We start from the raw sequence: 21,836 nt of genomic DNA, 5'->3' as shown, positions 1-21,836 counted from the left end.
ACAAATTCACTACCTGTTTCTACTTCTTCGCAAATTTGCGACGAAAGCGTAGCGACAGGAGCACAGTTTTGAAGTATTTCATCGTAATGATGAACCTTCAAAACTGAACGCAAAACGTAATCTTACAAACCCAAGGTTTGTATTCCGAAAATATCCTTAGAAAGGAGGTGATCCAGCCGCACCTTCCGATACGGCTACCTTGTTACGACTTCACCCCAATCATCTATCCCACCTTCGGCGGCTGGCTCCAAAAGGTTACCTCACCGACTTCGGGTGTTACAAACTCTCGTGGTGTGACGGGCGGTGTGTACAAGGCCCGGGAACGTATTCACCGCGGCATGCTGATCCGCGATTACTAGCGATTCCGGCTTCATGTAGGCGAGTTGCAGCCTACAATCCGAACTGAGAACGACTTTATCGGATTAGCTCCCTCTCGCGAGTTGGCAACCGTTTGTATCGTCCATTGTAGCACGTGTGTAGCCCAGGTCATAAGGGGCATGATGATTTGACGTCATCCCCACCTTCCTCCGGTTTGTCACCGGCAGTCACCTTAGAGTGCCCAACTAAATGATGGCAACTAAGATCAAGGGTTGCGCTCGTTGCGGGACTTAACCCAACATCTCACGACACGAGCTGACGACAACCATGCACCACCTGTCACCGTTGTCCCCGAAGGGAAAACCATATCTCTACAGTGGTCAACGGGATGTCAAGACCTGGTAAGGTTCTTCGCGTTGCTTCGAATTAAACCACATGCTCCACCGCTTGTGCGGGCCCCCGTCAATTCCTTTGAGTTTCAGTCTTGCGACCGTACTCCCCAGGCGGAGTGCTTAATGCGTTAGCTGCAGCACTAAGGGGCGGAAACCCCCTAACACTTAGCACTCATCGTTTACGGCGTGGACTACCAGGGTATCTAATCCTGTTTGCTCCCCACGCTTTCGCGCCTCAGTGTCAGTTACAGACCAGATAGTCGCCTTCGCCACTGGTGTTCCTCCAAATCTCTACGCATTTCACCGCTACACTTGGAATTCCACTATCCTCTTCTGCACTCAAGTCTCCCAGTTTCCAATGACCCTCCACGGTTGAGCCGTGGGCTTTCACATCAGACTTAAGAAACCACCTGCGCGCGCTTTACGCCCAATAATTCCGGACAACGCTTGCCACCTACGTATTACCGCGGCTGCTGGCACGTAGTTAGCCGTGGCTTTCTAATAAGGTACCGTCAAGGTACAGCCAGTTACTACTGTACTTGTTCTTCCCTTACAACAGAGTTTTACGAACCGAAATCCTTCTTCACTCACGCGGCGTTGCTCCATCAGGCTTTCGCCCATTGTGGAAGATTCCCTACTGCTGCCTCCCGTAGGAGTCTGGGCCGTGTCTCAGTCCCAGTGTGGCCGATCACCCTCTCAGGTCGGCTACGCATCGTTGCCTTGGTGAGCCGTTACCTCACCAACTAGCTAATGCGCCGCGGGCCCATCCTATAGCGACAGCCGAGACCGTCTTTCAGTATTGTCCCATGAGGGACAATAGATTATTCGGTATTAGCCCCGGTTTCCCGGAGTTATCCCAAACTATAGGGTAGGTTGCCCACGTGTTACTCACCCGTCCGCCGCTAACGTCAAAGGAGCAAGCTCCTTCTCTGTTCGCTCGACTTGCATGTATTAGGCACGCCGCCAGCGTTCGTCCTGAGCCAGGATCAAACTCTCCATAAAAGAAATTTGATTAGCTCAAATTGTTTTGCTGGCATCAATTTTGATGTCCAAAATTTTGTTTCGTTCACTAACAAAGTTAGCTAGTAAAAACTATATTGATTACGTTTTGCTTGTTCAGTTTTCAAGGTTCATTTTGTCGCTGTTCGTTTCAGCAACTTTTATATAATACCATTTTCAAACTTAGCTGTCAACAACTTTTTAAAATATTTTATTTCTTTAAGAAGTGACAACTTTTAAATCTTACCACTTTCGAATGTTGTTGTCAACACTTTTTCGCGGTCGTTATTTAAGAAGTTTGTAATACTTAGTGTTACGTCGTCTTAACGACAAGTAATAATTTATCACGATTCTAAGATCTCTGCAAGTATTTTTCTGCAAAAATATTATTTCTTTAAAAAAACGTCATTAGTAAGCTATTAATAGTAGTTTCTAGCTACGATGTTTTTACAATTATTCTTGCTTTGAAAACATTGTTATTACTATACCTCTGTTTTTGTCATTTCTCAATAAAAAAAGAGACCCTTTTCAACAAGGATCTCCTTTTTAATTATTATTTCGTTATGTGGCGCATTGTTGGGAATAATAGTACATCACGAATTGATGGTGAGTTTGTAAGAAGCATGATTAGACGGTCAATACCAATACCTAATCCACCTGTTGGCGGCATACCGAATTCTAAAGCTTCAATAAAGTCATTATCCATTTCGTGTGCTTCGTCATTGCCCGCTTCTTTCTCAGCTAGTTGCGCTTCAAAGCGTTCACGTTGATCGATTGGATCATTAAGCTCTGTGAATGCATTCGCATGCTCACGACGTACGATAAACAGCTCAAAACGATCTGTGAAACGCTCGTCCTCTGGATTTTTCTTCGCTAAAGGAGAGATTTCTACAGGATGACCGAATACAAAAGTTGGCTGTACTAGTGTTTCTTCTACTTTTTGCTCGAAGAATTCATTAATAATATGACCGACTTCATGCGCAGCTTTGACTTCTACCCCGTGTTCTTTTGCAAGTGCTTGCGCTTGTTCCTTCGTCATTGGCTGCCAGAAATCAACGCCTGTAGCTTCTTTAACCGCATCTACCATATGAACACGTCTCCAACCTACAGCAAGGTTGATTTCATCTTCACCGTATTGTACGGATGTTGTGCCAAGAACTTCTTGTGCTACATGGGCAATTAAGTTTTCTGTTAATGACATGATATCTTTGTAGTCTGCATATGCTTCGTACAGTTCAATCATTGTGAACTCCGGATTGTGACGAGTTGAGATACCTTCGTTACGGAATACACGGCCAATCTCATAAACTTTTTCTAGTCCACCCACGATTAAACGTTTTAAGTGCAATTCGATAGCAATACGCATGTATAATTCCATATCAAGTGCATTATGGTGAGTAATGAACGGACGAGCCGCTGCACCACCGGCAATTGTATGAAGCATTGGTGTTTCTACTTCTAAGTAGCCTGCATTATCTAAATAGTTACGAATTGCACGGATAATTTTAGAACGCGTAATAAATGTTTTTTTGCTATCTTCGTTTGTCATTAAATCTAAATAACGTTGACGGTATCGTTGTTCTACATCTTGTAAGCCATGGAATTTTTCAGGCATAGGACGTAGCGCTTTTGTTAGGAACGTAAATCCTTCAGCCTTCACTGAAAGTTCTCCCACTTGCGTACGGAATACGTTACCACGTACACCTACGATATCACCAAGGTCAGCTTGTTTAAATAAGTCATAAGCTTCTTCACCAACATGATCCTGACGAACGTAAATTTGAATTTGTCCACCTAAATCTTGAATATGTGCAAAGCCAGCTTTCCCTTTACCGCGCTTTGTCATAATACGACCTGCGATAATCACTTCTTGTAGGTTTTCTTCTAGCTGTTCTTTTGTTTGATCTGCAAATTGTTCGCGCACTTCTGTAGAAAGATGTGTACGCTCAAATCGACTACCGAATGGATCTTGACCGTTCTCTTGAATAGCAGTCATTTTTTGACGTCTCACCAATAGCTGATCATTTAACTCTTCTATGTTTGACACTTGTTTCACTCCTTATTAAATTGTCCGCGTTTACGTCCATAATATTTCTATTGTACACAATTTTAAAGTTGTATTCATCTGTTTCGGTTTAAATTCCATAAGAGTTAAAATAATTAATAATTCTAAAAATTAAAGTAGACAGATCAGGTTGTTCTATATTTACTTTTACATCAATCATAACAAAAGAGACATCTCAAAATTAAATTGAGATGTCTCTTATCACATTATATGATAATTTCTTTTTGCTCTGGTACATAAATTTCAGACTCACGTTGCTCATAGTCTTGCACAATTCCATTTAATATAGCACGTAGCTCTGTTGCTGTTTCAGTTTGATTAATAGCACTGCGGGCTTTACCGTTACCACGAATACCTTTTAAATACCACGATGCGTGCTTACGCATTTCGCGCACAGCCACACTCTCTCCTTTTAATTGCATCAGGCGTTCAAAATGCAATAAACATACATCCATTTTTTCGCGAACGCCAGGCTCGTCTTTTAACTCTCCTGTTTCCAAATACTGAACTGTACGATAAATCATCCACGGATTACCTAATGCTGCTCGTCCGATCATTACAGCATCCACCCCTGTTGTATCTAGCATACGTTTTGCATCTTGGGGCGATTCAACATCACCATTACCAAGTACAGGAATATTGACATTTTCCTTTACTTGACGAATAATATCCCAATTTGCTTTTCCTTCGTACATTTGCACACGTGTACGGCCATGAACCGCTACTGCTGAAGCGCCGGCACGTTCAACAGCCTGCGCATTTTCCACAGCAAAGACATGTTCATCGTCCCACCCAATACGCATTTTTACACTGACTGGCTTTTTCACCGCATCAACAACTGCAGCTACCATTTCGTAAACTTTGTTTGGATCTAGCAGTAAACGTGCACCTGCTTCACACTTAATTATTTTATTGACTGGACAACCCATATTAATATCAATAATGTCAGCAGTTGTATTTTCGTCTACATACTTCGCCGCTTCTACAAGTGTCGTTTTATCTCCACCAAAAATTTGTAGTGAAAGGGGATTTTCACGTTCGTCAATATATAGCATACCTAACGTTTTTTCATTTTTACTAACAATCCCTTTATCACTAATCATTTCTGCATATACTAGCCCTGCTCCGAATTCTTTCACCGTTAATCGAAAAGCAGAGTTACAGATACCAGCCATTGGTGCTAATACGACACGGTTGTCCATGACAATATCGCCAATTTGAAACGGCTTTTCAGTTGTCTGACTCAACGTCGATTTCCTCCTTCTATGGGCTTTCACCCGTCATTGCTAAAGATGTATTGTTAATGCTTTTGGCATTTATTATTAAGCTCTCCACAAATCAAACTTATGCACATTATTTCATAGACGGCATCAATCTCGTATCCGCCGATTGCTTCCATAGTGTTACGCCTTCCTCTTGCAAATTCATCTGTTGCAGGGTTGCGTGTGCTCTTTGTAATTGCTCTCCAGATGGAGTAGGCGTAATTTCTATTAATGGTACTAACACGAAAGCTCGTTCATACATTCTTGGATGTGGCACAAGTAAGCTCTCTGTTTCAATATTTTCGTGATTGTAGAGTAGAATGTCAAGGTCGATGATTCGAGGCCCCCATCGAAACTCCCGAACACGACCTAACTCGTTCTCTACCGACTGACAAATCTTTAGCATTTCACAAGATGAACTACTTGTTCTAACATGAACCGCGATATTTAAAAAATCTGCTTGGTCAGTAAAACCTACAGCCGCTGTTTCATAGATAGAAGAAACCCCAATAACTTCTAGCCCTTCTTTTTCCATTAAAAGTTCGATTGCACGCTGAAGGTTGGCATAACGTTCACCAATATTTGTACCAATCGATATATATACGTCATTCATTAGAAGTCACCTCTAGTTATCTCAACTGAAACTTCTTTGTAATAACCATGTATCGGTGGATCTGGTTTAATGAGCTCAACTCGTACACCTTTGACCTTATCAGGATATGCAGAGAGTATACTATTAGCGATTTTCGCAACAAGAGCTTCAATTAGTTTAAAAGGCTCGCCCTCAACGATATCACGACAAAGCGCATACACTTCAGCATAATTCACAGTATACGTTAAATCATCTGTGTCACCCGCTTTAGTCATATCAACCGCTAATGAAACATTGGCGCGGAAGCGTTGGCCCAGTGTTGTTTCTGCTGCTAAAACACCATGATAGCCATAAAACTGCATGTCCTTTAAATGAATATAGTCCATTACGCTTCCTCCTTATAAATACGTTTACCAACTAACACATCAGCCATATGTGCAGCACGAGCCATTTCTTTCACATCATGCACACGGATTAGATGACAACCTTTTTCAATGCCATAAACAACAGTTGCGCATGTTCCTTCAATCCGTTCTTCTACAGGAAGCTGCAATACGTTGCCTATCATTGACTTACGCGAGGTTGCTAATAACACAGGGTATCCCATATTCACTAAATCCGCTAGATGCTGCATCATTGCAATATTTTGAGCCGTTGTTTTAGCAAAACCGATGCCTGGATCCAATATAATATGAGAATCAGGCACACCCGCCTTCTTCGCAATAGCAATACTCTGTTCTAAATCCGCTTTGGCTGTTGCCCAAAAATTACTTCCATAATCTTTGTTTTCGCGATTATGCATTAAAATAATTGGTACATTTAGTTCCGCAGCAACTTCTGCAATGGCAGGTTCTGATTTGGCACCCCAAATATCATTAATAATATGAGCACCCGCTTCAATCGCCGCCCGTGCTACGCTCGCTTTATACGTATCAACTGAAATAATAGCTGGCACTTCCGCTACTAGTTCCCGGATAACCGGTACAATACGCGCAATTTCATCATCATCAGAAATACGCTCATAACCAGGGCGTGTCGATTCACCGCCAACATCAATAATTTTCGCACCTTCAGCTACCATCTTTTTAGCCTGCTCTACAGCGGCATCCACGTTATTATATTTCCCACCATCTGAAAAAGAGTCTGGCGTGACATTTAAAATACCCATAATAAATGTTTCACTGTTATAATCTAAAGTAATCCCATTAATTGTTAACGGTGTTGTATAGTTTTCTAGCATTTTAATGCTCCTTCTATTGTTGTTCCACCTCTTTGATAAACGCCTCATGTAAACGTAAATAAATCGGTCCTTTATTGCCTAACAACTGAATATCTTCTAACATGCAAATCGGAACAAGCTCTTGCACAGAGTTTGTAATAAAACATTCGCTCCCTTGCTCCACATCGTTTTTAGTAAATAAACCTTCTCGTATTTCAATACCTACTGACTGCGCATGTTCTAGTACCCATGCTCTCGTAATACCAGGTAATATACCCGCTTCTAAAGAAGGCGTATATAGTATATCATCTTTCACCCAAAATATATTTGAAGTGACACCTTCAGCCACATAGCCCTCCTCTGTTAAAAAGAAACCTTCCTGCATGGCTAAAGAGGACATTTCAAACCTTCCTAAAACGTTATTGCCATAATGATGCGACTTGACACGTAAAACGCCTTCAGGAGTATTCCGTCTTACCTCTAACCATTGCGCTGTTTTTTCCTTACCACGAGGAGTATCAGGCAACTCTTTCCGAAAGACGATTACATTGGGTTGTGTATACTCGCTCGGTTGCAAACCTATACTATGCTCCCCAGCAGATACATTTAAACGAAAATAACCATCTTGCCCACCGGCAGCTAAATTTAGTTGTTTAATAACAGCTAGTAAATCCTGTTTTGTATAAGGCAGATGAATATGGAACTGCGTAAGTGCCGCTTGTAAACGTTCCATATGCGCTTCCCAAAATAATACCTTCCCATTGTAAGTACGCAACGTCTCGAAAAAACCTAAGCCATATAAAAAACCATGGTCAAATGGTGAAATTCGCAATTCCTCCGCTGCTACATAGTTCCCGTTCAACCAGCACTGCATATTACTTCGCTCCTTCTACATACAATTCGATAAAATGACGTAGAAGCTTTTTCCCCTGTTCCGTCATAATAGATTCTGGATGATATTGAACTCCTTCGATTGGATACTCTTTATGCCGAATCCCCATAATTTCTCCTTCTGCAGTCCACGCTGTCACATCAAAACAGGCTGGTAAGCTTTCTTTTTCCACAATGAGCGAATGATATCGTGTTGCTTGAAATGGATTGGGCATACCTGCATGTAGACCCTTTTCCGCATGCAACACCGGAGACGTTTTACCATGCATTAAACGTTCTGCACGAATAACATGTCCTCCAAAAACTTGAGCTATTGCTTGATGTCCAAGACACACCCCTAAAATAGGAATATTTCCCGCGAAATATCGAATGATGTTTAGACTTTCACCAGCTTCGTTCGGACTACAAGGCCCAGGAGAAATCACAATCATATCGGGCGCAAGTTTTTCAATATCCGCAATTGTGAGCGAATCATTTCTTTTTACAATTAACTCATGTCCAAATTCTCCAAAATACTGCACAAGATTATATGTAAAAGAATCATAGTTATCAATCATTAAAATCATTTTGCTCGCTCCTCCGCCATTGCCTTAGCCTGCCACATAGCTTTTGCTTTATTTAAAGATTCTTGGTATTCTCTTTCCGGAACAGAATCAATAACTATTCCTGCACCAGCTTGGATATAGGCCATCCCATCTTTAACAAACGCTGTTCGTATTACAATATTCAACTCCATATCCCCTGTATAGCCTAACCAGCCAATGGAACCCGTATATAACCCTCGACGGACTGGTTCTAATTCTTCAATAATTTCCATCGTACGAATTTTAGGTGCTCCTGTAATCGTCCCACCTGGGAACATCGCTCGAACGACATCCGCATTGGTCTTTCCTTCAGCTATCTCACCACGCACATTTGACACAATATGCATGACATGGGAATAGCGTTCAATGACCATAAACTCATCGACCTCCACTGTACCGTATGCTGATACTCTCCCTAAATCATTGCGTTCTAAATCAACGAGCATCACATGTTCTGCTCTCTCCTTCTCGTTATCAATTAACTCCTGTGCCAACGCAATGTCTTGTTCATCAGACTTTCCTCTCGGACGCGTTCCTGCTATTGGTCGTGTTGATAACTCCTTACCTTGGCGTTTCACCAATAGCTCTGGTGAACCAGACACAACCGCAAAATCAGGGGCTTCAATATACGCCATATATGGCGAAGGATTAAATGCACGTAACGCTTCATAAACATCCATTGCTGTAGCATTTAATTTTTTCGATTGACGAACTGATAAATTCACTTGAAACACGTCACCTTGTGCTATATAGCTTTGAATTTTCCTCACAGCAGCTTCAAAGGCAGTGCCTGCAAATGACACAAGCAGTTCACTTTCATCATTTACCACTTCAACAGCATTTGTCTTTTCAAATTTCCTTAACTGCAAACCTTCCTGTGCCGCTACTTGCCAAGCATGTGCTCGCTCTTCAAGGTTCACATCACAGTTTGCTAACTTCATAAACGTTACTTCATTTGTCTTAACATCATGTACTGCCCAACAATCAAATAAATAAAAATAAATATCTGGCACCTTTAAATCATCTGTTGCTAGTTCTGGCAGCTCCTCAATTTTCCGTGCGTAATCATATGACACAAAACCGATGGCGCCTCCTTGGAAAACAGGCAGTTTAGCATCATAAGTTAATTGATAGTTCGCTACTAACTGTTCTAACAAATCAAGTGGCTCCCCGTATAACATTTCGCGAGTGCCATCTCTCCACTCTATAAGCAAACCACCCTCAATTGATTGAGCAGTTGCTAATGGCTGCCATGCGGCGATCGAATAGTGCCCGCCACGTCCACTCTCTAAAAATACATGGGCTTTTTCATCTGTCGTTTGCTTTTTATAGCTATAAAAAAACGCATCTGCGTCCATTTTCACTGATTTCGTAGATAATGTATTCACGTTGCTCTTCCCCTTTGGATCATATGATGTGATTCCATCTTAACGTGAAAAATGCAGAGATGCGAATTTTTTTTGCTCCTAAAATAAATAACTATATATGCCACTTCTTGCTACAACCGATTGCCAATACTGTTCATGTCTAATAGCACGATTTCTTGCTCAAAATAGCGAGGGAATATCAGCCATTTTTGTTCCATGTAGGCGTTTTGTATATAGTCTTTTTAAGAATTAAGTTGCAGACTAAAAGTTGCTCCTTCTCGTCAAATAGCGGCTCTTCCATAAAAAAAAACTGTAGGCACACTCTCAAATTTTTGAGATTGCCTACAGTCTATAAGACTCCCTTTTAGAAGGATGTCATTTTGTCTGAAAATTAGTCTTCAAATTGGTATAAAGGTGTAGATAGGTAACGCTCACCATTTGAAGGTACGATTGCAAGGACATTTGAGCCCTTACCTAAGCGTTTTGCTGTCTCAATTGCTGCATAGATTGCTGCACCTGAAGAAATACCGCATAGAATACCCTCTTCACGCGCTACTTTACGTGCTACTTCAAACGCAATTTCATTTTCTACAGGGAATACTGAAGAATAAACGTCTGTATCTAAAACAGAAGGCACGAATCCAGCACCAATACCTTGGATTTTATGTGGACCTGGTTGACCTCCTGAAAGTACTGGAGAATCTTTTGGCTCTACAGCAATAATTTCAATTTCTGGGTACTTCTCTTTTAATACGCTACCAGCACCCGTAATTGTACCACCTGTACCAACACCTGCAACAAATCCATCTAATTTCAAGCCGTCAAAAGCTTCCACGATTTCTGGCCCTGTTGTTAAACGGTGAACAACTGCGTTTGCTGGGTTAGTGAATTGCTGTGGTAAAAAGTATCCGTGCTCTGCAGATAACTCTTCCGCCTTTGAAATGGCACCTTTCATGCCAGCTGGTCCAGGTGTTAACACTAAATCAGCACCATAAGCACGCAGTAAATTACGTCGCTCTAAACTCATTGTTTCTGGCATTACTAAAATTGCTTTATAGCCCTTAGCTGCAGCAATCATTGCTAATCCAATTCCTGTATTACCAGAAGTAGGTTCAATAATCGTACCACCTGGTTTTAACGTTCCGTCTTTTTCAGCAGCTTCAATCATCGCCAACGCTAAACGGTCCTTTACTGAGCTCCCTGGGTTAAAATACTCTAATTTAACATATACAGTACCTTCATTTTCACTTGTTGCATGATTTAATTTTACAATTGGTGTTTTACCAACTAATTCAGCTACTGAGTTCGCTAATCTACTCATTTATTATTCCACTCCTAATCCCTACTAATTTTATAGGTTTTACTTATTTTGTATTTTATCAATTTTCCAGTTGCATTGTCAATCAATAAAGCTTATATTTTCAGAATATTTATTTGAAGCCAGAAAGTACGTTACTTTCTGGCTTCCTTTTATCATTTCTTTTCTTCACCATAATACCAAGTCGCCTTAAATTCAGACCAAAATGCTTCAGGTGTTATTGATTGTTGCAATTGCTCCAACGCAAGCTCCCGTTCGATATGTTCTTTCACATCGTCATATGTAAAGGATTGACCTTCTATTACTTCTTGAACTTGCACGATTCCGTAATGGCCATTATCTAACTTAAATACCTTACTAATTTCATTTGCCGATAACGTTTTAACCGCTTTTAACAGAGCTGGATCAATATTGCCCTGCTTCTCTGTTAAGAACCCTATGTCTCCACCTAAGCTAGCCGATGCACTGTCAATTGAAATTTCACGTGCCAGCACAGAAAAATCAGACCCATTTTTTAGTTCACTTAACGCTTCTTCAGCAGCTTTTTTTGAGTCTACCTCAATAAAATTTGTACGATAACTTGTGTCAGTATTATATAACGCTTTATTTTCTTCATAGTATTTTTTAATACTGTCTTCTTTAATCACAACATCTTTTGTTAGTACTTTATCTAAAATAAGCCCAGAGCGAATTTTCTGCTTTAACTGGTCGGCCGAAAGATTTTGCAATGCTGTATCGAATTTATCTTGAGCTGAACGCATTAACGCAAGTTCTAAATCAATCTCTTGATTAGACACTTTTATTTTATATTTATCAGCAGCCTTTTCCATAACAGATTCATTCACTAAGTTTTGGAGAGTTTCTTTACCATAGCGTTCTTCCATAGCAATCATCCACTCTTGGCGTGTTATTACATCGCCATCAACGGCAGCGACTTGTTCGTCGCTACCAATTTCCTGACCTTTATTTGGAATTAACCAAGCAATAAACCATAAAAAATTCCCTAGTAATAAGATAGCAATAACTATTAAAGCCGGCTTTGTTTTTAAACGGCGTTGCAATAAGGGCGTTTGGTTGGGTGTTGAAGATGTCTGTGGTCTCCGATTACGCGTTGAGCTCATCGATAAAACCTTCTAGTTCTTCTTTTGAGAAATGATATGTTTCTAAACAGAAGTGACATTGTGCTTCAGCCGCACCATCTTCATCAATCATTTCTTGAATTTCCTGCGAACCCAAACCTAAAATTGCCGCACCAAATCGCTCTTTTGAACATTGACATTTAAATTCAACCGGCATTGAATCTAAAATTTGGACTTTTCCTTCTCCTAATACAGCCTCTAATATTTGCTCTGGTGTATAGCCCTTTTCAATCATTTTCGATACAGGCTCTAGCGTCGCTAAATGTTGCTCGATTGCGTCGATTGTTTCTTCTTCACAGCCCGGCATAAGTTGAAGAATAAAGCCGCCCGCTGCTAGAATAGAATTATCCGGATTAACTAGTACACCAAGCCCTACAGATGAAGGCACCTGTTCAGATGTTGCAAAATAGTAAGTAAAATCTTCTGCAATTTCTCCAGATATAATTGGTGTTTGGCCAGAGAACATATCACGTAAGCCCAGATCCTTGACAATCGTTAACGCGCCTTCCGTCCCGACACCAGCTCGTACATCCAACTTGCCTTGTTCGTTTAAATCAAAATGCACGTGTGGATTTGTTACAAAACCACGCACTTCACCTTGAGCGTTACTATCAATTACCATAGGACCGATTGGACCATTACCTTCGATTTTAATGGTAATCTTTTCTTGACCTTTTAACATAGCTCCCATCATGACACCAGCAGTCATGGAACGACCAAGAGCTGCAGACACAACTGGCCATGTATTATGACGGCGTTGTGCTTCTCCTACAGTTGCTGTTGTACAAGCAGCGAAAACACGCACCTGCCCATTAAATCCTAAACCTCGAACTAAATAATCTTTCATAAATGAAAAGTCCCTCTTTTCTTATTGGTTACGTTTATATAACTTATATAAACCTTTTAATGTTAAAAATGGATCAACGACATCTATCACTTGCGTCTCCCCAGCAATTAAATTGGCTAATCCTCCAGTTGCAATAACAAGTGGCTCTTCTTTACTTTGTGCCTTCATGCGATTAACAATGCCCTCCACTTGTCCAACAAAACCATAAAAAATGCCGGCCTGCATCGCAGAAACGGTTGTTTTTCCAACAATATGTGTAGATCGAAGAATTTCAATACGTGGTAATCGAGCTGCCTGCGTATAAAGTGCCTCTGTTGAAATCGAAATGCCTGGAGCAATAGCACCGCCCATATAATCGCCTTTTTCATTCAAATAACAATATGTTGTTGCCGTACCAAAATCCACAATAATTAACGGTGCTTTATAAGCATCGAGCGCTGCTATAGCGTTTACGATTCGATCTGAACCAACCTCTCGTGGGTTTTCATATTTAATGTTTAAACCTGTTTTTACACCGGGTCCAACGACCAATGGTTTTTTCCGGAAATATTTTTTGCACATTGCTTCTAACGAAAACATAATCGGCGGTACAACCGAGGATATAATAATGCCAGTAATTTGTTCAAATGAAATGCCTGCATGGTTAAAAAAAGCGAGTACTTGCATCGCATATTCGTCTTCCGTTTTATGAAGATCCGTAACCATTCGCCAATGAAAAGCGAGCTGATCATTTGTATCATAGACTCCCAATACAATATTTGAATTTCCTGCATCCAATACTAAAATCATGGCCGATGCCTCCATATCAAATTCGCCCCCATGAAACCGACTGAGTTTCATTACTATCAACAAACGTTTGTTTGTGTAACTTCACTTCATCGAACTAGAGGCGCTTATTTTCAGTTTAAGAAGGCGCTTCGCTGAACACCAAATAAAGTTTGAACACTTTAGAAAATGATACCACACTTTTAAGCCAATGAAATAGCATTACTACTTACGATAAAAGGAGCCACCCTACATTTTAAAAGGTAGCTCCGTAACCATTATTTAAAATTAAATTTTTCAGGGTCTGGTCCGCAACGTAAGCCGTCATTCATAGCATCTAACTGTGCCATTTCTTCATCAGCTAATGCAAAATCAAAAACATCTAAGTTTTCAGTCATACGTGATGGTGTCATTGTTTTTGGGATTGTTACAACACCATGTTGAACATCATATCGCAAAACGATTTGTGCTGGTGTTTTGTTGTATTTACTTGCTAACTGTTGAATTAACGCTTCCTCCAACAAAGAACCATTCATTAATGGTGACCATGCTTCAACTTGAATACGATGTTCTTTACAATAATTACGTACTTCTTCCTGTGTCAGATGGGGGTGAAATTCTATTTGATTGATAACAGGAATAACCGTTGTTTCTTTTAATAAATGTTCTAAATGATGTACATGAAAATTGCTGACACCAATGGAACGAACACGCCCGTCCTGATAAATTTTTTCAAGCGCTTTATATGCCTCAATATAGTTCGTATCTAAACCTGGCCAATGAATTAAATATAAATCTAAATAATCTAAACCTAATTTTTCCAAACTGCTAGCGTATGCGGCAAGTGTCTCTTCATAAGAAAGTCCGTCATTCCAAACTTTTGAAGTTACAAAAAGCTCCTCACGCGCAACTAGACCTTCATCAATTGTTGCGCGAATTCCTCGCCCAACGCTTTCCTCATTACGGTACACTTGTGCAGTATCTATGCTACGATAACCTTTTGCGATAGCTGTTTTAACAGCATCAGCCAAATCATCTCCATCTGGTACACGGAATACACCATAGCCTACTAAAGGCATTTCTAGTCCATTATTCAATGTTACGTTTTCCATGTTCAACACTCCTATCCATTATGCAGATGCATAACATACTATTTATATCGTAATGCTTCATGCAAAAAAAAAGCAAAGAAAAAGACTGCTTATGAAAATTTCATAAGCAGTCTTTTATGTGATTAATCACGTTTTTCGTCGATCCCTTTAGGAGCATCCTTTTGGTCGAAACCTTCTTTTGGTAAATCCGCTGTTGTTGGATTTGGCGCTTCGCTTAGCAATTCTTTTTCAAGAACAGGTTTACCGACTTTTTCTAAAGTTGGTTGTGCTTCAGCTTTAGGCGCTTGTTCTACAACGTTTTCCGCCGCTTCAGGTTCTGGTAAAACACCATGATCACGTAAATGTTCGATTTCTTGCGCATTTAATGTTTCTTTTTCCATTAAAGTATTCGCAATTAAATCAAGTAAATGGCGTTTTTCTGTCAGAATACGTTTAGTACGTTCATACTGCGTATCGATAATTTTTTGCATTTCTTTATCGATTTCATAAGCAATTGAATCTGAGTAGTTTTGATCAGAGTTGAAGTCACGACCAAGGAATACATTCCCACCTTGACTTGACCCAAATTGCATCGCACCAAGATTTTCACTCATACCATATTCTGTAACCATTGCACGTGCAATGCTTGTTACCTTTTGGAAGTCATTATGAGCCCCAGTAGATACTTCACCTAGCACGATTTCTTCAGCTACACGACCACCAAGAAGTCCCGCAATACGGTCTAACAGCTCTTGTTTTGTTGTGAAGAAACGTTCTTCCTTCGGTAACATAATCGCATAACCACCCGCTTGACCACGTGGTACGATTGTTACTTTATGAACTGTATCTGCTTCATCAAGCTCTAGACCAACAACAACGTGACCCGCTTCATGGAAGGATACAAGCTTTTTCTCTTTTGCAGAGTAAACGCGGCTCGCTTTCGCTGGACCTGCAATAACACGGTCAGATGCCTCATCAATATCGGCCATATTAATCGTACGTTTACTTTTACGTGCTGCTACAAGTGCAGCTTCGTTTAATAAGTTTTCTAAATCCGCACCCGAGAAGCCTGGTGTACGTTGTGCTACAGCTGCTAAATCGACTGAATCCGAAAGAGGCTTATTGCGAGCATGCACTTTTAGAATGGCTTCACGACCTTTTACATCAGGATGTCCCACTGTAATTTGACGGTCAAAACGACCAGGACGTAATAACGCTTTATCTAAAATATCTGGACGGTTTGTTGCTGCGATAATAATAATCCCTTCGTTTGCACCGAAGCCATCCATTTCAACTAATAATTGGTTCAATGTTTGCTCACGTTCATCGTGACCACCGCCAAGACCAGCACCACGCTGACGACCTACAGCATCAATTTCATCAATGAAAATGATACATGGAGCATTTTTCTTCGCATTTTCGAATAAATCACGCACACGTGAAGCACCTACACCGACAAACATTTCCACGAAGTCAGAACCTGAAATCGAGAAGAATGGTACGCCAGCTTCACCTGCTACTGCACGAGCAAGTAATGTTTTACCTGTACCTGGAGGACCTACAAGTAAGATACCTTTTGGAATACGAGCACCTATTTCAGTGAATTTGCGGTGATCCTTTAAGAAATCAACGACCTCTACAAGTTCCGCTTTCTCTTCATCTGCACCCGCTACATCAGTAAAACGAACTTTTTTCTTTTGGTCATCATAAAGCTTAGCTTTACTTTTACCAAAACTCATTACTTTATTGCCGCCACCTTGAGATTGACTCATTAGGAAGAAGAATAAGAAGATGATAATGATGAATGGAATAATACCTGTAAAGAACTGTACCCATCCACTCGTTTCTGGTGCTTTCAAGAAATCTATATTGCTATTCTTATCCTTAGCAGCTTCATCGATTCGATCCATCAATGATTGGTTATCGCGGGGAAGGTTCACTGTGAAACTTTCGCCTTTTTCATAACCTTTCATGGAACCTTCAACAATATATACTGATTTATCAGGTTGAATTTTTGCTTCTGTAATTTCATTCTTATCAAGAGCTTCTAAAAACTCTGGGTAAGTAATTTCTTTCGTCGGCGATTTACCGCCATTGAAAGTACCAAATATACCAATGATCACTAGGAAAATCAGTAAATAGAATATGGTATATCGAAATATTCGATTCATCTCCAGCCTCCTCATTACAAACAGAAAAATTATAAGTAAAATCTTAACATATCATGATTTCATCATACAACGAAAAGCCTTACTTAAAAAAAGTTTCGTTCGAATTTTGTCGAAATCTAAACATATTTACTCCCACTAATTACAATCCCAGCGAATTTGCAACCGGTAATTCTCTTTTGGCGCAGCTTTCGATGCGTCCGAAAGAGAATTGTTTTTTAACTAAGTCATCCGCTGGAGGCATTAACTTGTACCCACTTTTTAATCCAAGTGGGCTAAGGCATTAAAATGAATAAACTTCCGGCTTTAAAATACCAATATACGGTAAATTACGGTATTTCTCAGCGTAGTCTAAACCATAGCCAACAACAAAGCCATCGGGAACTTTGAAGCCAACATAATCAGCAGCAAGGTTTACTTTTCGCCCTGATGGTTTGTCTAAAAGCGTTACAATTTTAATGGATTTTGCTTTACGGTATTTAAATAAATCCACCAAATAGCTTAGTGTTAATCCGCTATCGATGATGTCCTCGATAATTAATACATCACGACCTTCAACACTTGTGTTTAAATCCTTTAAAATTTTCACTTCACCAGATGAAACAGTCGCATTACCATAGCTAGATACATCCATAAAATCTAGCTCAATAAAAGAATCAAAACGTTTCATTAAGTCTGTCATGAAGGGCATCGCGCCTTTAAGTACGCCAACAGCTAACGGGAATGAATCTTGATATTCCTCTGTCAATTGGGCACCTAGCTCAGCGATTCTTTCTTGCAGTTGTTCTTCTGTAATCATAATTTTTTCGATGTCATTTTGTAACATATTGATTCCTCCTCGTGTGTATCAAAAATTTTCAACCTGTATGTAGGTGAAATATTTTACAAAGACCATTAGTCTACGATGAGCACTGTATCATCGCTTGGTTGCGGTGTAGTTGAAAAATAAACACCCATACGCACACCAATTACCGCTACGACCTCGTTAGATTGAGAAATCAGTAACGGCCAGCTATTTCGCTCATTTAAAGGAATCTTTTCATCTATAAAAAGGCGAGATAAACGTTTTGGCTTATCCATTCCTTTTAACAGCATTCGGTCTCCTTCCTTACGTGCCCTAATATAGAGTGGAAGTGTAAGTTTGTTAGCGTTAAAGTAAAAAAGTTGTGCACTATCCGTAAGCAATTCGGATGCTAATTCAGACAGCTTAACGACAGATAGACGGACACCATTTTTTAATGTTGTCCTATCATTAGCAGTTAAAACAATTCCTTTTTCAGGGTAAATTTCACTTTCTAATGATTCGCTTTTCTGAATCGTCAATTTGCCATAACAGCGAACTGCCATAAAACCTTCTGGTAAGTGAATTTCTGCATACCCAGATGTTGTTTCACAAAGCTTTAAAAGCGAAGTTAAGATAGCATAACTTTGTATCGTATTTGAATCTTTGTAAAGATAGTTTAATAGTATTAAAATGAGCCTCCTTTGTAAAGCAGGTGCTACCATTTCAAATGCTTCTATCTCCATACTATACATATTTTCGTTGTATATTTTTACTGTTTTTGAAAATATGTCTTGTGCAAGTGTCATTAAGTACGCATCATCCTCTTGCAAATGCTTTGTAAATCGACTCGTCTGCTCAGCTACACGTGGGTTTTCCGCCTCCAATAGGGGTACTACGTGGTGTCTATAACGATTTCTTACGTAGGAGTCTTTCAGATTGCTCGCATCTTCACGATAATTCAAACCCTGCTTCCGTAAATATTCCCTTATTTCAGACTTTGTAACCGTTAAAAACGGACGAATTAATGATTTTCCTGCAAAAATACGCTTTGGACGAATACCTTGCATACTATTCATCGTAGCATTTTTCGTCAGGGCCATTAATACTGACTCCAGTTGATCGTCCGCATGATGTGCAGTTACAAGCTTGGTTGCCATCGTTTTATGTATAACTTCTGCAAAATAACGATAGCGTTCTCTACGACAAACTAACTGTGAGTTGCCATTTTCCAGTGCTAAAATTTCTGGAATGGGAATGGCTGTTGCATGCAACCTAATGCCATATTTATCGCAATAGCGTTGGACAAAAGCTCTATCCTCAGCGGATGCCTCACCTCTTAACATATGATCGACATGCACTGCCTCGACCTCAATGCCCCATTGCTCTTTAGCTTTCACAAAGTAATGGAGTAGTGCCATTGAATCTACACCACCCGAAACGGCGACGAGAAGATGGTCGTCTTGCTGTAATAATTGCTCTTCATCAATATATTGTTTGACCTTTAATTCAAATGACAAACGCTTCTCCTCCCCTTTTCGTTTCTTTTTACGAAGATTTACTCATGGAATATTGAGCCGGTTTAAATACAGCCCATGTTGGCACGACGTGGGTAACCTCTAACATCAATACCGTACAGTCATCCTCTATTGCATAGTACGATTGGAAGGACTGCATGATTGTTGTTAACTTATCTTGTATGGTTTTATTTGTGCTTGCTACCTGCTGTGCGAATGCTAAAAAGGCTTCTTCTTGCTCATCCCAATCGGCAATACTTGAAAACAGGCCATCGGAATGCATTAGTATAACATCGCCCGCCTTGAGCTTTCTTTTTTCAGCTTCAACCGCCGAAATCGACAAAAACCCAACAGGTGCTGCGTTACTCTCTACTTTCAATACCTCTTTGCCTCGTAAAATATAGGTGGACATGCCCCCCGCCTTCCACGACCATAAATCGCCATGTTGTAAATCGACTAGAGCAAAGTCGAGCGTAGCGTACATATCATCCTGTTGCTTAAGAGACATCACATAATGTAAGGTATGCATCGCGGTCTCCGGATTCATATTGAAATTCAAACATTCCCGCATTAAATGAATCAATTTTCTACTCTCATGCTGTGCTTCTTTACTCTGTCCCATACCATCAGACAACAATATGGCAAATAACCCTGGATGCAGTTGGAATAGCGCGTGTGAATCACCTGAATATAGCGTTGCATCTTTTGACATGCTATATATATCATACTCTACTTCAAAGCTAATAGCTGATCTAAAGCTTACTTGAATGTGACGAAATGGTACATCACACGCAACAACTTTATCGATTTCAAACGGTTCTTCAAAAATATCGTATAAAATTGGCAAAATCATACGCTCTGCTACTGTTGTATCCTCTTCCCAATTAACACGTGCAGGAGCTAGTGCACATACGATTTTTCGCGCTCCCGCCTTATTGCTCAGCACATCAAGCTGAAAACACTCGATATGAGCATCCTTCAAGCGTTGAATAATATCCTTCTCTACGCTGACGAAAGAGATTGTTTCTTCTTTCATCTCTGCAATTAACTGACTAAGATGATTACTCATATCGCGTAACTGAAGGGCAATCATTTTTTTACCATGAAAATACTGTCCATTAATACGCTCCCTATACAGTTCCGTCTCCAATTCCTCGAAAATTTTTGTTGATTTAACACATTTATATCGAATTTGCTCTTCCACACGGTGGATAGACGATTCTTTCCCTACACCTTTCATATGAAACCAATCTGTCATAAGCTTGTCCATGCCATTATTTTGCGCTCCCCAGCACCGATCATGGCGAAAACAACTTAAACATGTATTCATAGGAGCCACTTCTTCTTTCACTGCTACAGGGGCCGTCATAAAGCGTTCAAATACAAGTTCTTTCATGAAATGAACGAAATGTTGAAAGTGCTCTAGCTTAAATGTAACATGTTCTGTCAACCAATGTTGCCTAGCTAATAACACTTCTTCACGTTGTGGGAAAAGCTTGTTACGCACTTTATCTGAATAGCTTTTAGGAAGAACTAAAAAAAGCAAACTGCCTATAGCAATTGACGTGAAGTACACGCTATCTAATGGCAACGTTGCGTCATAAAATAAAAAAAACACACTCGGCAAAATGCTACCAATTGCTACACCAAATCTCCCTGCACGAGCCCCCATACCTGCACAAAGCCCCGTTAAGGTTGCAACCGACAACATCCCTGTAAAAGATAACTTTGCCACACCTATAAGTGCTCCTAATACCGCTCCTATTACAGTAGCTAGCGGCACACTTCCCACCGATGCACCAAAACAAATAAGTAGTTGTAATAAAAAAATGGGTAGAGAAAAATAGCTAATGACGACGGCCTGCATCCCCGTAAGCATAGCCGCAAATACAACTAATGCTGAGCCTAGCCGTTCATATGTCCAATGGCTTGTAAACCACTCATAGGAGTTAACAAAAAGCACTTGCATAAATAACGTCATAATGAGCGCTAAAGCTACTTCACATCCTACATAAAATTGTACAAGCACTGGCGGAAGCCCTTGGTGCATTACTCCTTGCCATAATACTTGTACGATAAGTACTGCAAGTGAAACGGCAATACTTTGAGGTAACTGCCAATATCGGAAACGTTGTATACATTCATACATGCCTATTTGTAATGCTAGAATGAGGACTTGTCCAAAACCAAGGAAATAACAGCCTATTAAACCGCCTATTAAGACGAACTTCGCATACTCTTTATATTTACTGCGAATAATCGCCCAAAACGGGACAGAGAAAGGTACAGCTGCTTCAAACACCACAGATTGAGCTAAAAAAAAGGATGTTAAGAAAAATAGGGAACCTATCAGCAATTGCCTTTTTCTTGCCCCCGATTTTTGGTCGTCTACATTCGCTGTTTCATACCATTCAACACTAGTCATTACATAATCCCCTTTCTACACTTTTTCGTTATTATAAGAAATTATGTGTGGAAAGATTGTCTGACGATGGCAAAAAAAAATATAAACATTTCGACG

Annotated in this window: 17 protein-coding genes and 1 rRNA gene; all 18 read right to left on the bottom strand. The window is 40.2% G+C overall.

The features are described from left to right. Window positions 1–160: 160 nt before the first annotated feature. A 16S ribosomal RNA gene (locus T479_RS00515) occupies window positions 161–1,712 on the bottom strand. 550 nt (window positions 1,713–2,262) lie between these two features. Beyond that, the gene (gene lysS / locus T479_RS00510) at window positions 2,263–3,765 is read right to left on the bottom strand and encodes a lysine--tRNA ligase (protein WP_174412966.1); all 1,503 of its coding nucleotides are present in this window, start codon (window positions 3,763–3,765) and stop codon (window positions 2,263–2,265) included. Window positions 3,766–3,980: 215 nt separating this feature from the next. Then, window positions 3,981–5,021, bottom strand: coding sequence for a tRNA dihydrouridine synthase DusB (dusB, locus tag T479_RS00505; RefSeq protein WP_025218339.1), 1,041 nt, complete (start codon window positions 5,019–5,021; stop codon window positions 3,981–3,983). 106 nt (window positions 5,022–5,127) lie between these two features. Continuing rightward, window positions 5,128–5,649: a 2-amino-4-hydroxy-6-hydroxymethyldihydropteridine diphosphokinase gene (gene folK, locus T479_RS00500; RefSeq protein WP_025218338.1), complete on the bottom strand. Its 522-nt coding sequence runs from the start codon at window positions 5,647–5,649 to the stop codon at window positions 5,128–5,130. Then, window positions 5,649–6,014 carry a dihydroneopterin aldolase gene (gene folB / locus T479_RS00495; protein WP_024362617.1) on the bottom strand — a complete coding sequence of 122 codons (366 nt, stop codon included), beginning with the start codon at window positions 6,012–6,014 and terminating at the stop codon, window positions 5,649–5,651. The genes folK and folB overlap by 1 nt, the downstream gene beginning before the upstream one ends. Then, window positions 6,014–6,868, bottom strand: a complete 855-nt coding sequence (folP, locus tag T479_RS00490; protein ID WP_025218337.1) for a dihydropteroate synthase — start codon at window positions 6,866–6,868, stop codon at window positions 6,014–6,016. The genes folB and folP overlap by 1 nt, the downstream gene beginning before the upstream one ends. A gap of 13 nt (window positions 6,869–6,881) precedes the next feature. Further along, window positions 6,882–7,721, bottom strand: coding sequence for an aminodeoxychorismate lyase (gene pabC / locus T479_RS00485; RefSeq protein ID WP_025218336.1), 840 nt, complete (start codon window positions 7,719–7,721; stop codon window positions 6,882–6,884). Between the two features lies 1 nt (window position 7,722). Then, a complete protein-coding gene (gene pabA / locus T479_RS00480) occupies window positions 7,723–8,304 on the bottom strand; it encodes an aminodeoxychorismate/anthranilate synthase component II (protein ID WP_024362614.1) in 582 nt (193 codons plus the stop codon). Next, window positions 8,301–9,710, bottom strand: a complete 1,410-nt coding sequence (locus T479_RS00475) for an anthranilate synthase component I family protein (RefSeq protein WP_024362613.1) — start codon at window positions 9,708–9,710, stop codon at window positions 8,301–8,303. The genes pabA and T479_RS00475 overlap by 4 nt, the downstream gene beginning before the upstream one ends. Before the next feature lie 370 nt (window positions 9,711–10,080). Continuing rightward, complete coding sequence (gene cysK / locus T479_RS00470) at window positions 10,081–11,010, bottom strand: cysteine synthase A (protein WP_024362612.1); 930 nt, start codon at window positions 11,008–11,010, stop codon at window positions 10,081–10,083. Window positions 11,011–11,162: 152 nt separating this feature from the next. Further along, window positions 11,163–12,128 (bottom strand): peptidyl-prolyl cis-trans isomerase, encoded by a 966-nt coding sequence (locus T479_RS00465; RefSeq protein ID WP_024362611.1) that lies wholly within the window; start codon window positions 12,126–12,128, stop codon window positions 11,163–11,165. After that, entirely contained in the window at window positions 12,112–12,993 is an 882-nt protein-coding gene (gene hslO / locus T479_RS00460) for an Hsp33 family molecular chaperone HslO (RefSeq protein ID WP_024362610.1), read from the bottom strand. Before hslO ends, T479_RS00465 begins: the two co-directional genes overlap by 17 nt. Before the next feature lie 21 nt (window positions 12,994–13,014). Further along, the gene (locus T479_RS00455; RefSeq protein ID WP_025218335.1) at window positions 13,015–13,782 is read right to left on the bottom strand and encodes a type III pantothenate kinase; all 768 of its coding nucleotides are present in this window, start codon (window positions 13,780–13,782) and stop codon (window positions 13,015–13,017) included. Window positions 13,783–14,036: 254 nt separating this feature from the next. Continuing rightward, window positions 14,037–14,870 carry an aldo/keto reductase gene (locus T479_RS00450; RefSeq protein WP_025218334.1) on the bottom strand — a complete coding sequence of 278 codons (834 nt, stop codon included), beginning with the start codon at window positions 14,868–14,870 and terminating at the stop codon, window positions 14,037–14,039. 122 nt (window positions 14,871–14,992) lie between these two features. After that, window positions 14,993–17,020: an ATP-dependent zinc metalloprotease FtsH gene (gene ftsH / locus T479_RS00445; protein WP_025218333.1), complete on the bottom strand. Its 2,028-nt coding sequence runs from the start codon at window positions 17,018–17,020 to the stop codon at window positions 14,993–14,995. 280 nt (window positions 17,021–17,300) lie between these two features. Continuing rightward, complete coding sequence (hpt, locus tag T479_RS00440; protein ID WP_025218332.1) at window positions 17,301–17,843, bottom strand: hypoxanthine phosphoribosyltransferase; 543 nt, start codon at window positions 17,841–17,843, stop codon at window positions 17,301–17,303. A gap of 68 nt (window positions 17,844–17,911) precedes the next feature. Further along, window positions 17,912–19,318, bottom strand: coding sequence for a tRNA lysidine(34) synthetase TilS (gene tilS, locus T479_RS00435; RefSeq protein ID WP_025218331.1), 1,407 nt, complete (start codon window positions 19,316–19,318; stop codon window positions 17,912–17,914). Window positions 19,319–19,346: 28 nt separating this feature from the next. Beyond that, entirely contained in the window at window positions 19,347–21,740 is a 2,394-nt protein-coding gene (locus T479_RS00430; RefSeq protein ID WP_024362604.1) for a SpoIIE family protein phosphatase, read from the bottom strand. Window positions 21,741–21,836 lie beyond the last annotated feature (96 nt).

The organism is Lysinibacillus sphaericus (assembly GCF_000600105.1).
GTDB lineage: Bacteria > Bacillota > Bacilli > Bacillales_A > Planococcaceae > Lysinibacillus > Lysinibacillus sphaericus.
This window is presented reverse-complemented; position numbering and strand designations above follow the sequence as displayed.

Excerpts from the sequence above, each read along its gene's own strand:
- folK (WP_025218338.1), bottom strand. The coding sequence starts at position 5,649 with ATGAATGACGTATATATATCGATTGGTACAAATATTGGTGAACGTTAT.
- folB (WP_024362617.1), bottom strand. The coding sequence starts at position 6,014 with ATGGACTATATTCATTTAAAGGACATGCAGTTTTATGGCTATCATGGT.
- folP (WP_025218337.1), bottom strand. The coding sequence starts at position 6,868 with ATGCTAGAAAACTATACAACACCGTTAACAATTAATGGGATTACTTTA.
- pabC (WP_025218336.1), bottom strand. The coding sequence starts at position 7,721 with ATGCAGTGCTGGTTGAACGGGAACTATGTAGCAGCGGAGGAATTGCGA.
- pabA (WP_024362614.1), bottom strand. The coding sequence starts at position 8,304 with ATGATTTTAATGATTGATAACTATGATTCTTTTACATATAATCTTGTG.
- cysK (WP_024362612.1), bottom strand. The coding sequence starts at position 11,010 with ATGAGTAGATTAGCGAACTCAGTAGCTGAATTAGTTGGTAAAACACCA.
- T479_RS00465 (WP_024362611.1), bottom strand. The coding sequence starts at position 12,128 with ATGAGCTCAACGCGTAATCGGAGACCACAGACATCTTCAACACCCAAC.
- hslO (WP_024362610.1), bottom strand. The coding sequence starts at position 12,993 with ATGAAAGATTATTTAGTTCGAGGTTTAGGATTTAATGGGCAGGTGCGT.
- T479_RS00455 (WP_025218335.1), bottom strand. The coding sequence starts at position 13,782 with ATGATTTTAGTATTGGATGCAGGAAATTCAAATATTGTATTGGGAGTC.
- T479_RS00450 (WP_025218334.1), bottom strand. The coding sequence starts at position 14,870 with ATGGAAAACGTAACATTGAATAATGGACTAGAAATGCCTTTAGTAGGC.
- ftsH (WP_025218333.1), bottom strand. The coding sequence starts at position 17,020 with ATGAATCGAATATTTCGATATACCATATTCTATTTACTGATTTTCCTA.
- hpt (WP_025218332.1), bottom strand. The coding sequence starts at position 17,843 with ATGTTACAAAATGACATCGAAAAAATTATGATTACAGAAGAACAACTG.
- T479_RS00430 (WP_024362604.1), bottom strand. The coding sequence starts at position 21,740 with ATGACTAGTGTTGAATGGTATGAAACAGCGAATGTAGACGACCAAAAA.